The organism is Bacillus sp. FSL R10-2780 (assembly GCF_038006125.1).
Classification (GTDB): domain Bacteria; phylum Bacillota; class Bacilli; order Bacillales; family Bacillaceae_G; genus Bacillus_A; species Bacillus_A cereus_U.
On the sequence record NZ_JBBOUQ010000001.1, the window covers coordinates 2,274,437 to 2,292,235 of the forward strand.

Sequence of the window (17,799 nt, forward strand, 5' to 3'; positions counted from 1 at the left end):
ATACATTTAAATTATCATTATATTACTTTTCCGTCAATATACAAATGGGAATATACACCAAATATACAACATTAAGGTTCATTATAATGAACCTTAATGTACCTGTTTCTCTGTGAATTATTCCAGGTTATATAATATTTATAATCGCCTGAATAACTCTCCACTGATCCTCATCCATCATATTGGACCCAGAAGGAAGACAAATCCCCTGTTCAAATAATCTTTTAGATACATCATTATCTTTCTGATGATAATAATACTTACTTTCTTTAAAAAGTGGCTGCATATGTAGTGGCTTCCAAGTAGGACGTGCTTCAATATTCTCTTCTGCTAAGGTTGTCAATATTTTTCCAATAGAGATACCAGATTCCTTTTCATCAATCATCATAGTTGTAAGCCAACGATTCGAGCGAGTATTTTCTAATTCTGGCATAAAATAAAATCCAGGTATGTGAGATAATTCTTCATAATACCGATTAAATATACGCCTTCTCGTCCTCACTCTATCTTCTAACACTTTTAATTGCCCTCTCCCAACACCTGCTAAAATATTACTCATTCGATAATTATATCCTATCTCACTATGTTCATAATGTGGTGCTGGATCCTTTGCTTGCGTCGCTAAAAATTTTGCTTTCACTAATGCTTCCGCATCATCAGATACAAGCATTCCACCACCCGAAGTTGTAATGATTTTATTTCCGTTAAATGAATAAACGCCAAACCTCCCGAATGTACCGCTTGCTTTCCCTTTATATGTAGAACCTAGAGATTCTGCTGCATCCTCGATTATAGGAATATCATATTGATTACAAAGCGAAAGAATTTCATCTAACTTAGCACTTTGACCATATAAATGAACAAGAATAACAGCCTTCGGTAATTTCCCTGCTTTATTAGCATCATATAATGCATGCGCTAGCGCTTGTGGTGACATATTCCATGTTTCCGGTTCTGAGTCAATAAATATCGGTTCAGCTCCCAAATAAACAATCGGATTCGCACTCGCTACAAAGGTGAAACTTGAACAAAACACTGTATCTCCCTCTTGAACATCTAATAACCGTAAAGCTAAATGAATGGCAGCCGTACCTGAACTAACTGCAGTCCCACCTTTAACTCCTACAAAGGATGCAAGTTCTCTTTCAAATTCATCTACATTTGGGCCAAGAGGGGCAATCCAGTTTGTATCAAATGCATTTTGAATATATTTTTGTTCATTTCCGCCCATGTGCGGTGAAGAGAGATATATTCGTTTTTTATGCTGAACTGTTTGCATGTAAACACACCCTTTATACATATTTAAAATATTATGTATTTAAAAACATATGCTTTAATACAGGGATCTCTGGAAGTCTTCTTAAACTATTAATTGTATAATGCGCTTTATAATCTTGCTCAACTATAAGATTACGGTAAATCCCATCTTCTCTATTAATATGAATTGTTATCCACTTTAGTTTCTTGGCAGTTATAAAATCCTTACTTAAATTATCTCCTATATAAACACACTGCTGATGAGGAACCTGTAGTTCCTTACTTATTTTTTCATAAGGAATTTGGCTCGGTTTCCAATATTCTTTTCCAAGCTTATCAGTGAGAATTATCGAATGAAATCTCCCTTTTAACTTTAATGCATTAATCTTCTTTTCTTGGGTAACTAAATATCCGTCTGAAATAAGTCCTATTTTAACGGTATTAACTAAATTATTTAGTACCCACTCCGCTTCATCCAACAATTGAATATCTGGTTTATGAAACCTATACTGTTCTATCAAATTACTAATCAAATTTTCATCGTAAGGAATGTTTAACTTTTCAAGCGTTTTATTAAACACAAACCCTCTTTCCCCCAAATCAAATAATTGAATTGCAGCATTATAAAATCCAGTTTTCTTGTAGTTCTCTTCAATCCACTCATCCACTGCTTTAAAACCACTTACGATATAATCCTTTTCTTTATATAAAGTATCATCCATATCAAAAACAATTGCTTTAATCACCATGTTAAGTACTCTCCGTAAAAACCGCTTCATCATATCTAAGCATTGTTAAATTTTCTCTCCAATCAAAGTCCTTATCTATAAACACTTCCCCCTGACACATTTTAATTGTCCAAAGTGGAAAATTCGCTCCTGCTTCTATTGATAGTGGAATTCCCCCACCAAAACGTGGGTTTATTTCAATAAACGTAATTTGTCCATCCTCCTTTTTAAAACATTGTAAAGTAATACACCCAATAGGATTAGGAAGAGCTTTTATTACAGTTTCTGCCGCTTTGATGATTTCAATATCCTTCTTGGTCATACCTTTACTTACCTCACCTGCTCGTGTCTCTATACGTAATCTAGGAACGATCGTTTTTATATTTCCATAAAAATCTACCATGGCATCTATTGTGTATTCTTCTCCTGAAACGTACTCTTGTACCATAGCGTTAGGTATATACTCCTTAAAAAATTCCAATTCCTTTTCATTCATTATTTTTGTTACACCTTTACTAGAACTGCCATCATAAGGTTTAATTAATAGTGGAAATTGATATTCTTTTCTTTCAATCTCTTCATCACTATATACTCTAGGCGTTGGTATATTATTAGCAACAAAAAAGTTATATGTGTATTTTTTGTTATTAGCTATTTTATTTAATTCCATACTAGAAACTAATACACTTACACCGATACTTTCAAAAACCTTAGTATTATTAGCCAAAAGGATTAATTCTGTATCAATTAACGGTATTATTAAATTTATTTCTTCAGATCTACATATTTTTAATAATTTATTTATATACCCTTCTTCATTTACACGTGGAACTACAAAATGCTTATCGCTATAGTGAATGGTAGGAGCAGTTTCTTTTAAATCTGCAGTAAATATTTTCCCTTTGATTCCCTCTTGTTTAAGTGCTTCCTTAAATTTTTTAATTAAAACGACCCTCCTACCCGAGCTAGTAAACAGAATATTCATTTTATTATCTCCCACGCTCGATTCCCCCTTTAAAAACTGGCATAGTCACATGATTATCATTTGTTATCCCTTCCGACTTTAAAACCTTCCTAAAAGTTAGGTATAAAATTTTCAAGTCTAAAAGAAAACTTTGATTCTCAACATACCATACATCTAACTTAAATTTTTCATCCCACGAAATACTATTCCTTCCATTGATTTGAGCCCACCCGGTGATTCCAGGTCTTACATTATGCCTTTTAAATTGTTCTTTCGAATATAAAGGTAAATATTCCATTAATAATGGCCGAGGACCTACTAAACTTAATTGACCCTTTAGCACATTTACTAATTGAGGTAATTCATCTAAACTATATTTCCTAAGAAATTCCCCAAATTTAGTTAATCTAGCGTGATCAGATAGCAGTTCGTTATTACTATCTCTAGCATTAGTCATCGTACGAAATTTATAAAGATTGAATGGCTTTCCATATAAACCTGGACGCTCTTGTTTAAAGAATATTGGAGACCCTAATTTAAACTTAACAAAAATGGCTATTAAAGCTATAACAAAAGAAAAACACAATAATAAAAATAGAGAAATAAACATATCAAAACATCGTTTCATTTATTATCACTCTCCTAACCCTTTATTTGCTTTCAATCTTTTCCTCGAAAGTTTCACCTATTAATCAATTCATATTACCTACATAAAAAAAACATAAAAAAGGTTAGAATAAAATTATTCTAACCTTCTATCAAACCAAAACGTTTAAATACTGCTAACATATCAACATATTGCCACTCTAGCTTTCCATCTGTGCCTATACCACTATTATGCGAAGGAGCATTCGCACCACTAATACCTGCTGTTATAGCTTTATACACTTTTCCACTGGCATTTACTAAACTATTTACTGAATACTCTTTACCCGCCGTCCACTTGTTTCCATTCGCTGTACCAGGACTTATACAAACCCACCCAATATATCCACCAATAATTGGAGTAGCATTAAATACTACTTCTCCACGAATGTACTTTCCATAATTAGGTTCTACTGCTGCTGTAGATGAAAGCGGTATATTTCCTATTATATTCTTTTCTAATTGTGAATTAACATTATTCGTAAAGATTATATTTGAATTAACTGAATTATTACCTTGAGATATTATAGTTGTTTTTGGTGTCGGCAACACTGAATCTTTTTTTCTGTAAGCCCCTTCGATCACTATTGTTCCCATCGTATTAATTCCAATTTCATTATTCGTAACAATGTTATTATTCGAAACATTCAAATAATTTTCCGTGAACACCCTTAGCGTATATTGTGAACCAAGCGAAGTAACTTTACCATTTACCTCTATATTATTATTCATAACCTCTAATCTTGGTATATAAATAAATGATACGCCTGGTCCTCTTGCTTCATGAACCGCTAAACTATAAGGTTTTTCCCAAACAATCCGATTATTTCTAAAACTATGCGTTGGATACCCCGTATCTTTCGCTAAATTCTCATTACCATATATATCTCCACCATCAAATCTAAAAGATTGGTTTATAAAGATATTATTCTCAACTCTCATAAATTCGGCCGCCATCATACGACTATAATTAGGTGTTTCTCCTTTATGAATAAACTCACACTTTTCAAGAATTAATCTTTTAGCACCAACATAATGACCACCGCTTGATTCAGTAGTTAAAAATTTCACGTTAGAGAATATAGCATTTTCTGTTTGAGCATAACCAGTTGTTGCAATTCCTTTCGCTCTCCTAATATCAAATAAGGAATTATATATTTCTATATTTTTACTTCTAAAATCTAACACTCCATTTACATCCGGATCGTCAAAAGTAAATTTACAGTTGTTAATTTTTATAGTTTCTCCACTTAAAGAAATTGTACTTTTTGAAAAAACACAACCATCCAAAGTCGTATTTCCTCCTGCTATATTACACATTTGTCCAAATATAGAATCATTTGTGAACGAGCAAAAAGTTCCATCAGCTTCTAATCCACTTGTTATAGACCTTCCTGATATTGGTCCATAATAAACATTATTTAAAGAGGCGTAATCATCCCCACTCCCCCCGAAACTAACAATTCCTTTAAATTTATTATTCTCTAAAAACACACCCCGTGTACTTATACATATAAATGCACCTGCTCGATTATCATAAACGTGAGTATTTCTAACCGTAATTTTTTGATTTGTCATATATCCATCTTCGACATCTATACCGTAGCCTGGATTACACCCAACAGAACGGCTCATTGGATTGCTATTATTAAAAATTTCACAACTGTCAAACGTCACAAACCTTCCTCCATTAACTGAAGCCCCGAGCCTGCGATTTTGATAAAGCTTACTATTGCTTACATTAATATATTGTGGTATTTTAGCACACAATACATAATGTAAATTCCCATTCATCAATGCATAATTTTGTAAAAACGAAAATCTTACTTTTTTCGTATTAGCAGGCATTGAATTTAAATACACAAATTCATACGTTCTTGTATTTCTATACCCTAAATATGATCTATCTTCCGCATAAAAATGTACCTTAATAATAGTTTTGTTTAAATTGCTCCCTGTTCCATACCCACCGTATCCATCTCCAGAATAATAAAAATATCCAACAGATTTTACTAGGCTTCCTGTAACATCAAAAAATTTAGTTACTGTTGTATAATCAGATTTTGTACTGTCTAATTCACCTTTACTATTTAAATCTCCTTGTGCAAAATGCGCAGGGTGCTGCATGCCACCTAGTGCTGAAAAATCCATAGATGTTACAACTCCATCCCCTGTACACTCACTTATCTCACAATCCTTAATTAATATGTTATAACATAAATCTTTACATTGAATCCCATGCCCCCATTCATGTGTACCACCACTTGAATAGTCATGAGTTTCTCTATCACCTTTTATTATTGCTCCCTCTATATTCACATTTTTTATTCCATCACATAATAATATGTTATATTTCGGAAGATTATTAGATTCCTTGATAAATATACAATTATAAAGTCTATACGTTGTATTATCACAAAAGTTTATCACATTATTTTTATCTATTAAATATTTCCCCTCAGGTAACTGAACAGTTTGAAAGCCATTATCCCTAGCCCATACAAAAGCATTATTTATGCCCTGTGTAGTTTGCAAAGGAAAAGTTGCATCATTTTTTATTCCCCAGCGATCGAGTTCAACCATATATATAACCATTTAATTCATCTACCCCCATTAATATCCGCTTATATTGTATATGATTTTCTAATAACTATCATATTCATTTAGTGGATCTATTGTATGGATAGATGTTCTACTTCCTTGACTAAAAAGGTATACCTCTCTAACGTTGGACAAATAGGTATACTACAAACTATGTCTTGTATCTATTCGCAAAGTATCCTATTACCTCTTCATCTACACTTCGATCAAATTTCCTTGCAAAATATTGATTTGACATTTCAATTGAATTAACATCTTTCAGTGTAAATACTATAGGGTGATTTTTATTTTTATAATCCTCTCCCCATCTTAAATATACTAAGTTATTATTTATTACCTGACATTTAAAATCTGAGTTCATTATAATTGTCTGAAAAAACCATTCATCTGGACATAACGCATATTTAAACAAATAATAATACCAGCTATTTTGTTCCAAAAACTCTATAATATATTTTACAACATCCAACGGAATACAAAACCATTGTGAGCCGTGGTAAAATTCCATTTTATCAGGTAATTTATATTGATTTGAAAATATATTTATTCCAAATCCATATAGAATCATGATCAATCTTCTGAAAAACCTAAAAGGATGGAATATACTGTATTGTTTTCTTGTAACTTTTGGCCACCTGATATTTGGAAAAGCCGCATCTGGATTATTTCGATCTACATGTGTTGCAGTCATAAATATTTTATTGCTATTCTTTAATAAATACTCCCCAAATCCGTTTTTTACTACTAAATCTTGACCACTTCTAAAACAGACAAAATCGTATTTACATTGTGTTTCCAATACTGCTTTTAATAGCAGAATAGTTGCCTCTACTTGACTAATATCTCCCCATTGTACATCCACACTCTTATTTAATATTTTTAAATTTTCATTTTTAGAGATCAAAGGATATATTTCATCGAAATTCTTTTTATCTATATGAACAAATACATCCCCATATTTTTCTGAAATCAGTTGACTTATAAACTGGTTTACTTGTTCTGGGTTTTTATGCACTTGTAAAATATATGCTATTCGTGGTTTGCTTCTAAAACTCTTATCGTATTCCAATAGTATTTTCGAGTTCTCTCTCATATCTTTGTTCATAATTAGCCTCCACCAAATCAACATAATGAACCATTATATTCGATATTAAGAACGATTAAAGGGGATTAACCATTTTTATTTGTATTTAAAAATAAATCCCCCCTGATCTCCAATCCTGTACATTATCCCTAATGTACCCTATACATTCGCTTTCTACATTTAGATATTATATTTTTTGCTGGCTTCATAAATAAATCTTTTTCATATTCATTCGTCCCAAACAACCATAGTAAGTAAATATATACTACAGAAAATATACTAATCTTAATAATTAATAACCCCCAACTATATTCAAGAAAAAAATGATTCATTATCGCCCCAAATACCACACTTATTACAACAGTAGAACTCATCCTCATAATATTGCTCCAAAATCTAGGTATATCTATATTAACTTTTTTCCAATAATATATATTCATTATCACTATATTACCTAAAGTGAATGCCACTGCAGTTCCTACAGCACCACCTATAGCTCCCCACCATTTTACAAATACAATACTTATCAGTACATTAATTACAGCTGTAATAGCATAGACTATCGATTTGAATGTTTGAATATTTTTCGCTTGAAGTATAATCCCCCCTATACTTTGCATTAACGATACGATCATGGGTACCAAAATAATAATAGCTATAATAAAAGCATCATTATATTCTTTACCAACCCATAAATGAATAAACTCTCGCCCAAAAACAATAAATCCACTAAAAACAAATGCTAATATAATATATTGAATTCTACCTATTCTAATAAATAAATTTGAGATTTCTTTGTCTGTTACATCTTTTGTTACCATACTTGTCACCCTACTTAAAAACACATTGGATATTGCTGTTGAAAAACCCGAAAAGTATCCTGTAAAAGATGCTCCAATTGAATATACTGAAATTGCCGCTGCTCCGCTAAATATCCCTAATATAACTTGATCCGTAGACCAATATATTTTATCAATTATTAAATTCAGAAAAATAAATGATGAGAATACTATTATTTCTTTTAGTAACCCTCTTTCAACCTTTTTAAATAAAATTTTAATTTTAAGCACTCTGAAGCAATAGTATATGTTAATCAAAATTACCATCAAGTTTAACAGTGTTGTCACTATGACCATTGTAATAGAACCATAACCCTTAATAAGAAAGGGTAACATTATAAGGGGATTTATAATGGCATACACTATACCTATCACTTTCTGAAAAACAAACCGTTCGTAAGCTAACATGACAACACTGAAAAAACCAAATCCTATTCCTGTAGATATGTTCACTATCATTATCCACATTAAAATTGTTAACGTATGAACTTCATCCATGCTTAAAGAGTGTGAAAACATGCTATCAGCATTTATAGTTAATATTGTGCCAGCTATTAATGCTAATATTCCTAATACTCCATACATCACACAAAACATTCCATATAAATTCGAGATTCCTTCATCATCCTTTAAAGCTCTATATTTTGCTGTATATCTGATTACTGCATTTCCTAATCCAAAGTTCAATATCCCCACATAACCTGCCACCGAAGATGCTAAACTATATACACCATATTCTGATTGACCTAGAAAATTCAACATAACTGGAGTATATATTATTGATATAATACTATTAATAAATAACGCCACATATGATAGTAATGCACCGGCTTTAAGTTGATTTTTCATCTTAACAAATTACCTTTCATCTAACATAATTAATAGTTTAATTAATCAAAACTATCTAACATATTATTGATGTTTTCCCTCCAAATTGAGCCCTCATCTTCAGCAGTATTATTATTTTACTAATCCCTTACCTACTTTTTAAAATTTAATTTTATTGTCCCTTTATAAACAATTAGAAGTTTCTGATTTTAAAAGCCTTTTCTTTTTTTTGATGCCTTGATCATAATTTTCTATCGCTAAATTCCGAGAAAAATATTCACATAAATTTTGATTAATCACCAATTTCTTTATAGCTTCATAAATATCATCCTCATCTACATCTACAATTAGTCCTGTTTCCTCATGTCTTATTTGTTCTTTAGCACCAGTAAAATTCGTTGTCACAATAGCTTTATTTAAGTATCTTGCTTCAGCAAGTGTTATACAATATCCTTCATGCCTAGACGGCTGTACATATATATCGCATTCATCCATATAAACATATGGATTTCTTTTTTCTCCTAGTAAAATAAATGTATCTTTGAGCGAATAATGCTCTATAAGTTCTTCATACTGCTTTCTTGAACTCCCATCACCTACACAATACCATTTAACTTTGAAACCCTCACCAATTAATCTAGATAATACTCGTATAGCTAAATCTTGTCCTTTCTCGTTGGCTAATCTACCAACTGTCAATATCCTCAACCCAGTAAAATTATCACTAAATCCCTTACCATCTTTTGCTTGTTTTTGAATTAAATTTGAGGAAATCACATTTGGAAATACGTCTGTTTTCTTTTTTATAGAAGGTATAATGCTAATCAACTTGTTTTTCGCTTCATTTGATACTGTAAAAATTCGATCAAATTCCTTATATATATTCGCTGAAAACACTTTATTAAAAGAAACCTTTGTAACATCAAAGTGAATCCATTGAATTTTCTTTTTGGCCACTATCTTCTTTACTACAAAATAACTTATAAAGTCCATAGGTCCCGCATAGGCAACTACACTATCATATTCATTATCAATTACAGGATAATCCCTTAATACATACTTAAAAAAAAGACTTCTATCTTTCATTAACTTACATATTAAGTGAAAAAAAATAACATTAAAGGCTTTTATAATCTTTCCTTTTTTTAGTAAATCCATAAAAACTATATACGGTGAATTATTTAGTGTATCCTTTATATTTTGATATCCTTCCAAATATTTAACTTGAACTTCTCTAGGAATTGAACCTAAAAACCCTCCGTATTTTTCCAACATTAAAATCGTTACATCATACTGATCTTTCGGCATCTCTGCTATCATATTAAGTAATGCCTTTTCAGTTCCGCCCACATTCATATTTATAACCATAAAAATGATTTTTTTTTTCATATTTCCTCCAATGTAAATTTTTATGTTCCTAAAAATCTACTTAGTTTTTCAAAATGATTATCAGCTCTACCACTTATAATATTCCGTTCTAATTTATAAGATAATGACTTATTTATAATATTTTCATCATATTGCATATGCAAATTATCCATATTTATTAAAGTACCCTTAAACTTTATATCATTAAGCATATTACTAGTTTTTTGGCTATATATTACAGGCACAACCCCAACATCTAATAATAACCCTAGTATATTTGCATGAAATCTCGCTGCAATTAACAATTTAAAAGAAGCTATCAATTCGATAGCTTCTTTTAAATTCCCATTATAACTATAGATTATAATATTTTGTAACGCTCTAGACGAGAGGCGGGATTTTATTACATTTATTACTTCCAAATCTCCCTCTCGTTCACAAAATGACATTAAATAACATTTATATCCTTTACTTATTAATAACTCCAATGCTTCTACAGTATTTCGTACATACTGATTATAATAAGTTGATAATCCTTTTTTATGCCGCACATCAATAATTGAAAATCCGATTTTGTTTGATTTTTTTTCTTTACGATATCCATCTACATTCATACTAAAAATAATATCAGGCGCATACCTAACTTGTGATAAGTTTTCAAATAATTGAAATGAGTTCATATCTCTAAAACATACATCATCACATAACATGAAAAGTTTTTTATAATCTTCTAAAAATTCATCCGTTGTAAACGGTCCAAAATTTGCTCCTAGTATATAAACTTGCTTATCTCTTTTCTTAAACTCTTTTACCATCCTCATCCTATCTTCATATAACGACTTATGATACTCCTCTTCTCTAAAAATTGAACCTCCTATAAATAACAAGACATCATGCTCTTCCGCAACTTGATCATAGTTTGTTATAGAATCAGATAATTTAAGCCTTTGCCCAATTTTATCAAAAAATGTGTACTTTCTTCTCTTTACATTACTATATTTTGAAATAAGTTGATCATAACTTTTCCCCAGATAATTAACGGTAAACATGCTATTTGGGTATTTTTTCAGCAATATATCTAAAAATAAGTCATCTCCTAAGTTAAACATCAAATATATATCTACAAAAACTTTTTTCATTTCATTATCACCACACATTATTTTTCTATCAATGCATAAAATTCCCTTAATTGTTTTATCGAACTATACGGTTCTGTAGTATTCAATTTTTTTATTATTTGTTGTCTAAATTTAACATCATCCAAATATTTTTTAATCCCTTTGTATATTCCATTTATATTTTTCTCTACTAGTAAACCATCAACATTATGATTTATTATTTCCTTCGCTGTAGGAAAGTTTGTACATACAATAGGCTTCCTTAAAATTTTCGCTTCACTTACCGTGAGACCGAATCCTTCTTTTATAGATGTTTGTACATATATATCACAATTTTTTATATAGGGATATGGGTTCAATTTTTTTCCAAGTAGCATAAAACAATCGCTCAATTTATATTTATTTATTAATTCCTGAAGTTTTTTGCGTTCTGGACCTTCTCCAATTCCAAACCATTTAAATTTGTAGCCTGATTGTTGTAATAACCTCGCTGTTTCTATGGCAGTACTATACCCTTTCGCTGTTACTAATCTACCAACCGTCACAATATTAATAAACGATTGATCAAATTCATTAACTTCATGTTCATTAGCCATTTGATTAATCATATCGGGGTCTACTATATCAAAAAGAAGATCTACCTTATCCTTATATTCTTTCCTAATTTTAGATACTGAATCTTGAGTATTCCTCGAAACAGTAATTATTTTATTGATTTTTTTATACGATTCATAGTCAAGCTCTTTATCGTATAATGTATGGACATAGTCAGTATTTATCCACGCCATTTTTTTTGATGCATATACCTTGTTGGCAACAAAATATGTCGGCATTCCTTGGCTATATGCAATTGCTACATCATATTTCTTTTGAGCTGGAGCAATTATTTTTTCAAGGCTTCGGAATACTACTTGCTCGCTATGTAAAACATGATTTTTATATTCATTTATCCTTAGGTGAACAGTAGTTTTTATTCTATAATAGAAATACAGAATGCTTTTATTTACTGGAATTTTTTCATTACTTATATATTGAAAATACTCTGGTATCGGTAACATATTCACTTGATTCGGTACATATTTTCTAAGATCACCATCTTTTTTAAATAATAAAAAATCAATTTCATACTTCGAATAATCAATTAAATTTAACAACGAAACTATACTCTTTTCCGCCCCACCTATATTTAATGAATCAATAACAAAGAGCAATTTCTTTTTCATGAATCAATCTGGCCCCCTATTTTTATTCTTCTTTTAAAATCTCTTAGCATATTTAAAAATACACCATAAAAAATGCTCAATCTTATAAAATCTTTTTTCACCAGAAAAATATATACCTTATAGACTACATTGCTAGATGAAAATAAATGCACCGAATTACTAATTTCGTAAATAGATAAGATTTCTTTTATATTTGATGTCGCATTTCTTATTCCAATTGCTCTCATTCTCACACTTTCTTGCTCTATTAAACCTAATACAAAATCTTGAACTCTCTTTGTAAGTATTTCATTTATCTTATTTTTCTCTAAATAAACAGAATGTAAAATCTTCTCGATTCGTTTCCATACATTTATATAGTTTTCAATATAATGTATGGAAATATTAGAGCTTATACTGTTTTCATTTAATCTATTATAATAATATAAATAGTCCTTTATGGAACTAACCGTTTTACATCTCGAGGCATATTGCAAAACAAAAATTAAGTCCTCGCACATAAATATTTCTTTGTCCATCTTAAAATCATACTTAGTGATAATCTCTTTTTTGTATATTTTCCCCCACAAAACACCACCTGTTCCCTGACAGATTATTTCCATAAAGTTCTGTATAGATATATTCTTTTCAAAATCAAAATCTGTATACTTTAATACTCCATATTTCGAAATATCTCTATATCCACAGCAAACTAAATCAGAATTTGAATCAATCATTTTGTTCAACAAAAATTCAACATAATATTTATCTACTGTATCATCTGCATCAATAAACACTAAATATTTTCCTGTTGCATTTAAAATGCCCTTATTACGTGCCTCAGATGGCCCTTTGTTTTGCTGAGAATAATAAACTATTCTACTATCCCTCTTTTTATACAACCTTATTATACTTTCACTTTCATCATTGGACCCATCATTAATAATTATTATTTCAATATTAAGATAACTCTGCCTGATTATACTATCTAAACATCTTGAAATATATTTTTCACCATTATAAACAGGTACGATAACACTTACCTTTGGATTCACTTTCTCTTTCCTTTCTCAATTAAATTTTCATACTTGTAGAAAAGAATATAAACAAACTTAACTCTCTTCATCAATAATCTTATATAACTTTTCAATCTCATTGCTGTTTCCATAATCCACTTTCATCGTATTCATCATTAATCGCTTCCTTAGTTCCATATCCTCAATCATTTCCCTTATACCTTTCACTATTCCATCTATCCCATTCGGAGTTATCCACCCGTCAAAATTATGACACAGCTGACTTTTGGACGTAGGAAAATCGGTTATTATAACGGGTTTCTCTAAAATCTGCGCTTCCCTCACCGTTACCGCTTTTCCTTCATATCTCGATGGCTGACAATAAATATCACATTTATTAACATACGGATACGGATTCACCTTTTTTCCTAACAAAATGAACCTATCAGTTATATTATTTTCTTTTATTAATTGCTTAATTCGAGATTCCTCACTTCCATATCCTACAACATACCATTTTATGTCATACCCTAATTCCACTAATTTCTTACATGCGTATACTGCTTGATCAAATCCTTTCGCACTACTCAATCTTCCTACAGAACAGATTTTTATCGAATTGTCACTCTCCATCTCATTTTTTATGTCTTTTTTCGCTTGATCCTTTACAAACGTAGGTGACAAAATATTTTCTATAACGATTGACTTTTCCTTTAAACTAGGAAATACCCTTAAAAAAGATTCTTGACAGTCTTGAGATACATTAACTATATAATTTAATCTGTTCCACATCTTTTCATCTAATGATTCGTCCGGATTAACGACTGTGAAGTAATCTGTGTGATTCCAACCTAATTTTATATTCGCTGTTACCTTATCCAATATAAAATTATGAGGACCGAGGAAACTAATTGCCACATCATATTTTTTAACCAACTTAGGGAGCAGAGAGATAGAATAATGCCATGTATATTGCATTTGTCGATATGTCCGTTTTTCTTTCTCTTGTTCTCTATTCTTCATATTAGCTTTCAGCTTAGCTAATATTCTCATCACTCCTAAATAAATATGTCCCTCTTTCACAATGTTTTTGATTGATCTCTCAAAAGTTGTATACTGCTTAATTACTGGCAATAAATTAACTTCTTCAGGAACAAGATCCAAAAAATCTCCTTCTTGCCTATACAAAAATAGATCTACGTCATATTTTTTATAATTAAAGGATTCTAATAGCCCTATTAAACTTCGTTCAGCACCACCTATGTTTAAAGAGTACATACTTATTAATATTTTTTTCTTCATAAATATCTCCTCGGATTTAGCATCTAATTAAATATAAAGTTACATATGCGATTTGCTACACGAAATGGCAAGTTATTATATAGTAAAGACATCATCCGCTCTCCTTTTCCTCTCCTATCTTTCCATGGCTTAGTCTCTTTCCATGGTGTCATTGCTAAATACTCCTCATACAATGCAGTTAGTGGATGCCGGCATCCTTTAACCCAAGGTCTGTTTACAAATGCTGGAGTATAATGTATAAACACTGGAACCTCTATTGCTTCTCTTAATTCACTCTCACTATAATAATTTTGCAGACCATAGTATTGCATAATTTCATATCTACCCATAGTAAAAAAAGGGGTCATAGCATTATATTTAGGATGAAGATATAACACCTTTCCTTTTAATACCCCATTTATAACCCCTTGATCATGATGGAACACTTGACCATTATATTTATTAATAAACTCTATAAACTGTTTTTCAATCCCCTCTGTTCTCCATCTCTTAAGATTCACTAAGAGCATACCAGCGTTTATATATCTATCGTTTTTATCCATATTTATCCTAAATTTAGTTTGATTACTAACCGTATCACAAACACCTGCCACAAAATATTCTGTAATATCAGTATTCCATAAATCACTTAAACTACTATTGATTATTGAATCACAGTCTAAATAAATAATTTTATCCAAATCTTCTGGAATGACGCTTGCTAAAAATAATCTAGCATATGAATTTATTGCAATTGAGTCACCGATATTAAGTTCTAACCTATCTGACAAAACATTAAAATTTATATATTGAATAGTTCTGTTATATTTCTTACAAATGGAATTTAAATTTTTTTTACTATATGATGAAAGGTTATTTTCAATAAGATAAATATTAATGGTATTAAAATGATTATTATTCTGCAACAACGATATCAATGATACCCCTACATGTTGGGCATAGGTATCATCACTTGAATACACAACACTTAAATTCAAATTCAACCCCCCCATTATTTAGATAATATTTTTCTTAATTTTAAAACATTATCTCCACCTATTATTTTAGACAACATTACTTTTAGCTTTACCTTCAACCTAATACGAAATGGCAACCAACTTTTATAGAAATAATGCATCGCATACGTATCTTTAGTTATAAATTTTCTACAATTTATATAATCATATGGAGAAAAATATGTTTGTGGATAAAAAACACCTATATCCTCTATTTCTTGATACTCTCCATTTGGCTTTAAGCCTAAATTCTGTAGAATCTTTGTTACAATAGCAACATTGGTCAAATCATCATAAGCTCCATTGTTTTTTATAAATTTTTTCTCTTTATAAGAATCCAAAAACACTTTAATAAGTGGATTCCCTTTCCTTGCTCCGATTGTACTTGTAGCTATATAATCTGCCTGTTCAAAACCCCAAAAAGAATGGTGATGCAATAAATTATCAAAGGATTTAAATACCTCAACATCAGTATCTAAATAAATTCCACCAAAATCATACAAAACATGAACTCTTGCATAATCACTTACAAATGCATACTTCTCATTTTCATACGCTTCTTTTACATACAAATTACAATTTATATCAAAATTTTTTTCATTCCATTCTATGATTTCATATCCGGGTAGATTCTCCCTCCAGCTCGTAATACACTTTTCAACTATACTAGGCTTCTCTTTCCCACCAAACCAACAATAATGTATTTTGCGCGGAATTTTCTCGGCCTTTCCCACCTTAATTCCTCCACTCACTTTTTATATTTCCCTATCACTCATAAATAACTACTTCTATAAACTATCCCTAAAGTAATGAGGTGTTCATAAACAAAATAAATAAAATAGCATACTAGGATGCTATAATAAATTAATTTTCGATCCTTTTTTGTAAATAATTTTACAACCCATGCAATTAAAATTAGTTGGTATAATCCAAAATAAATAGAGAATCTTGCAAAAATCCAGTTTTGTGTCGAAATAAACATAAATACCGTACCAAGTAAAGCCATATTTACGATATAATCACACTCAGGAAAAATCTCTCTCAGTCTATCTCTACCAATGTACGCAAGAATAAGCGGTACCGAATCTACAGCAACCCTCAGTATATTAGCTCCACCTTCATGAAATTCTTTATATTGGCTATATTGAGTATCTTCTATAGCTTTAAATAACACCTCTGTAAATTGATTGAACCCTATAACTATAAGTACGGCTAAAAAAAGAAGTAGAAATGTTACCCCTGACCATGCTCTCCTTCTTATTAAAAAATATAAAGGAATAAGTACTAACGCACTTTGATGAAAAGTTGAAGCAATAAGAACTATTAAAATATACATTTTCCAGTTACCATCGAAAATATATTTAGTCGCAGCGAAGATAATCGCAGCGGCCAAATATTGCCTTATTCCATTCATAGAGACTAAATACATTCCAGATGTTATATATACATAGAGACTTATCTCAATTAACCTTGAATATTTATATAGAGTAAGTACAATTAACACATTTGTTATCAACGCTGTAATAAAAACCATAGCTTGAGGATCGTCCGTGTACCCCTTTAAAATCATTTGAAAAATATAGAACCCCTTATCTTTATTGTTCTGAATATGCTCCCAATTAAATTCAGTAATTTTATATGCATGCATATAAAAATAAGTATCCCCAATATTATTTCGAAGACCCGCTACTAGTACGAGGGATAGAGCGGCCATCAAAATTAGAACCTGATTTGGCTTTATCGATGTAAGACTATTAGTCACAGGAATAGCAAAATACCTTGCAAAAAATGCGAGTATGAATACTATAAAAAGATTCATCCAAAGTATAGTCATTATTATGTCCTCTCATTT

The 17,799-nt window shown here is 30.6% G+C and carries 15 protein-coding genes; all 15 read right to left on the reverse strand.

Features of this window, described 5'->3' with window-relative positions:
- Window positions 1-127 precede the first annotated feature (127 nt).
- Window positions 128-1,279 (reverse strand): aminotransferase class I/II-fold pyridoxal phosphate-dependent enzyme, encoded by a 1,152-nt coding sequence (locus NSQ47_RS11850; protein ID WP_341036999.1) that lies wholly within the window; start codon window positions 1,277-1,279, stop codon window positions 128-130.
- A gap of 31 nt (window positions 1,280-1,310) precedes the next feature.
- Window positions 1,311-2,006 carry an HAD family hydrolase gene (locus tag NSQ47_RS11855; RefSeq protein WP_341037000.1) on the reverse strand — a complete coding sequence of 232 codons (696 nt, stop codon included), beginning with the start codon at window positions 2,004-2,006 and terminating at the stop codon, window positions 1,311-1,313.
- Window position 2,007: 1 nt separating this feature from the next.
- Complete coding sequence (locus NSQ47_RS11860) at window positions 2,008-2,985, reverse strand: ATP-grasp domain-containing protein (protein ID WP_341037001.1); 978 nt, start codon at window positions 2,983-2,985, stop codon at window positions 2,008-2,010.
- Entirely contained in the window at window positions 2,975-3,577 is a 603-nt protein-coding gene (locus tag NSQ47_RS11865; protein WP_341037003.1) for a sugar transferase, read from the reverse strand. Before NSQ47_RS11865 ends, NSQ47_RS11860 begins: the two co-directional genes overlap by 11 nt.
- Window positions 3,578-3,696: 119 nt before the next feature.
- Window positions 3,697-6,189 carry a right-handed parallel beta-helix repeat-containing protein gene (locus tag NSQ47_RS11870; RefSeq protein ID WP_341037006.1) on the reverse strand — a complete coding sequence of 831 codons (2,493 nt, stop codon included), beginning with the start codon at window positions 6,187-6,189 and terminating at the stop codon, window positions 3,697-3,699.
- A 157-nt stretch (window positions 6,190-6,346) separates the two neighbouring features.
- On the reverse strand, window positions 6,347-7,300 hold the full coding sequence (locus NSQ47_RS11875) for a beta-1,6-N-acetylglucosaminyltransferase (RefSeq protein WP_341037007.1): 954 nt from the start codon (window positions 7,298-7,300) through the stop codon (window positions 6,347-6,349).
- A gap of 128 nt (window positions 7,301-7,428) precedes the next feature.
- Window positions 7,429-8,967, reverse strand: coding sequence for an oligosaccharide flippase family protein (locus tag NSQ47_RS11880; protein WP_341037009.1), 1,539 nt, complete (start codon window positions 8,965-8,967; stop codon window positions 7,429-7,431).
- 162 nt (window positions 8,968-9,129) lie between these two features.
- Complete coding sequence (locus NSQ47_RS11885; RefSeq protein WP_341037010.1) at window positions 9,130-10,335, reverse strand: glycosyltransferase; 1,206 nt, start codon at window positions 10,333-10,335, stop codon at window positions 9,130-9,132.
- Between the two features lie 20 nt (window positions 10,336-10,355).
- A complete protein-coding gene (locus NSQ47_RS11890) occupies window positions 10,356-11,453 on the reverse strand; it encodes a polysaccharide pyruvyl transferase family protein (RefSeq protein WP_341037011.1) in 1,098 nt (365 codons plus the stop codon).
- Window positions 11,454-11,470: 17 nt separating this feature from the next.
- Window positions 11,471-12,655, reverse strand: a complete 1,185-nt coding sequence (locus NSQ47_RS11895; RefSeq protein WP_341037012.1) for a glycosyltransferase — start codon at window positions 12,653-12,655, stop codon at window positions 11,471-11,473.
- A complete protein-coding gene (locus tag NSQ47_RS11900) occupies window positions 12,652-13,689 on the reverse strand; it encodes a glycosyltransferase family 2 protein (RefSeq protein WP_341037013.1) in 1,038 nt (345 codons plus the stop codon). The genes NSQ47_RS11895 and NSQ47_RS11900 overlap by 4 nt, the downstream gene beginning before the upstream one ends.
- Before the next feature lie 57 nt (window positions 13,690-13,746).
- Window positions 13,747-14,952, reverse strand: a complete 1,206-nt coding sequence (locus tag NSQ47_RS11905; protein WP_341037014.1) for a glycosyltransferase — start codon at window positions 14,950-14,952, stop codon at window positions 13,747-13,749.
- Between the two features lie 23 nt (window positions 14,953-14,975).
- Entirely contained in the window at window positions 14,976-15,929 is a 954-nt protein-coding gene (locus NSQ47_RS11910) for a glycosyltransferase family 8 protein (protein WP_341037015.1), read from the reverse strand.
- A 14-nt stretch (window positions 15,930-15,943) separates the two neighbouring features.
- Window positions 15,944-16,681 (reverse strand): glycosyltransferase family 32 protein, encoded by a 738-nt coding sequence (locus NSQ47_RS11915; RefSeq protein WP_341037017.1) that lies wholly within the window; start codon window positions 16,679-16,681, stop codon window positions 15,944-15,946.
- Window positions 16,682-16,719: 38 nt separating this feature from the next.
- Window positions 16,720-17,781, reverse strand: a complete 1,062-nt coding sequence (locus NSQ47_RS11920; protein WP_341037018.1) for an EpsG family protein — start codon at window positions 17,779-17,781, stop codon at window positions 16,720-16,722.
- Between the last annotated feature and the right edge of the window lie 18 nt (window positions 17,782-17,799).

Bases quoted from the DNA above. Each gene is read 5' to 3' on its own strand.
- NSQ47_RS11875 (WP_341037007.1), bottom strand. From the start codon at position 7,300: ATGAACAAAGATATGAGAGAGAACTCGAAAATACTATTGGAATACGAT.
- NSQ47_RS11880 (WP_341037009.1), bottom strand. From the start codon at position 8,967: ATGAAAAATCAACTTAAAGCCGGTGCATTACTATCATATGTGGCGTTA.
- NSQ47_RS11885 (WP_341037010.1), bottom strand. From the start codon at position 10,335: ATGAAAAAAAAAATCATTTTTATGGTTATAAATATGAATGTGGGCGGA.
- NSQ47_RS11920 (WP_341037018.1), bottom strand. From the start codon at position 17,781: ATGACTATACTTTGGATGAATCTTTTTATAGTATTCATACTCGCATTT.
- NSQ47_RS11855 (WP_341037000.1), bottom strand. From the start codon at position 2,006: ATGGTGATTAAAGCAATTGTTTTTGATATGGATGATACTTTATATAAA.
- NSQ47_RS11850 (WP_341036999.1), bottom strand. From the start codon at position 1,279: ATGCAAACAGTTCAGCATAAAAAACGAATATATCTCTCTTCACCGCAC.
- NSQ47_RS11865 (WP_341037003.1), bottom strand. From the start codon at position 3,577: ATGAAACGATGTTTTGATATGTTTATTTCTCTATTTTTATTATTGTGT.
- NSQ47_RS11895 (WP_341037012.1), bottom strand. From the start codon at position 12,655: ATGAAAAAGAAATTGCTCTTTGTTATTGATTCATTAAATATAGGTGGG.
- NSQ47_RS11870 (WP_341037006.1), bottom strand. From the start codon at position 6,189: ATGGTTATATATATGGTTGAACTCGATCGCTGGGGAATAAAAAATGAT.
- NSQ47_RS11905 (WP_341037014.1), bottom strand. From the start codon at position 14,952: ATGAAGAAAAAAATATTAATAAGTATGTACTCTTTAAACATAGGTGGT.
- NSQ47_RS11890 (WP_341037011.1), bottom strand. From the start codon at position 11,453: ATGAAAAAAGTTTTTGTAGATATATATTTGATGTTTAACTTAGGAGAT.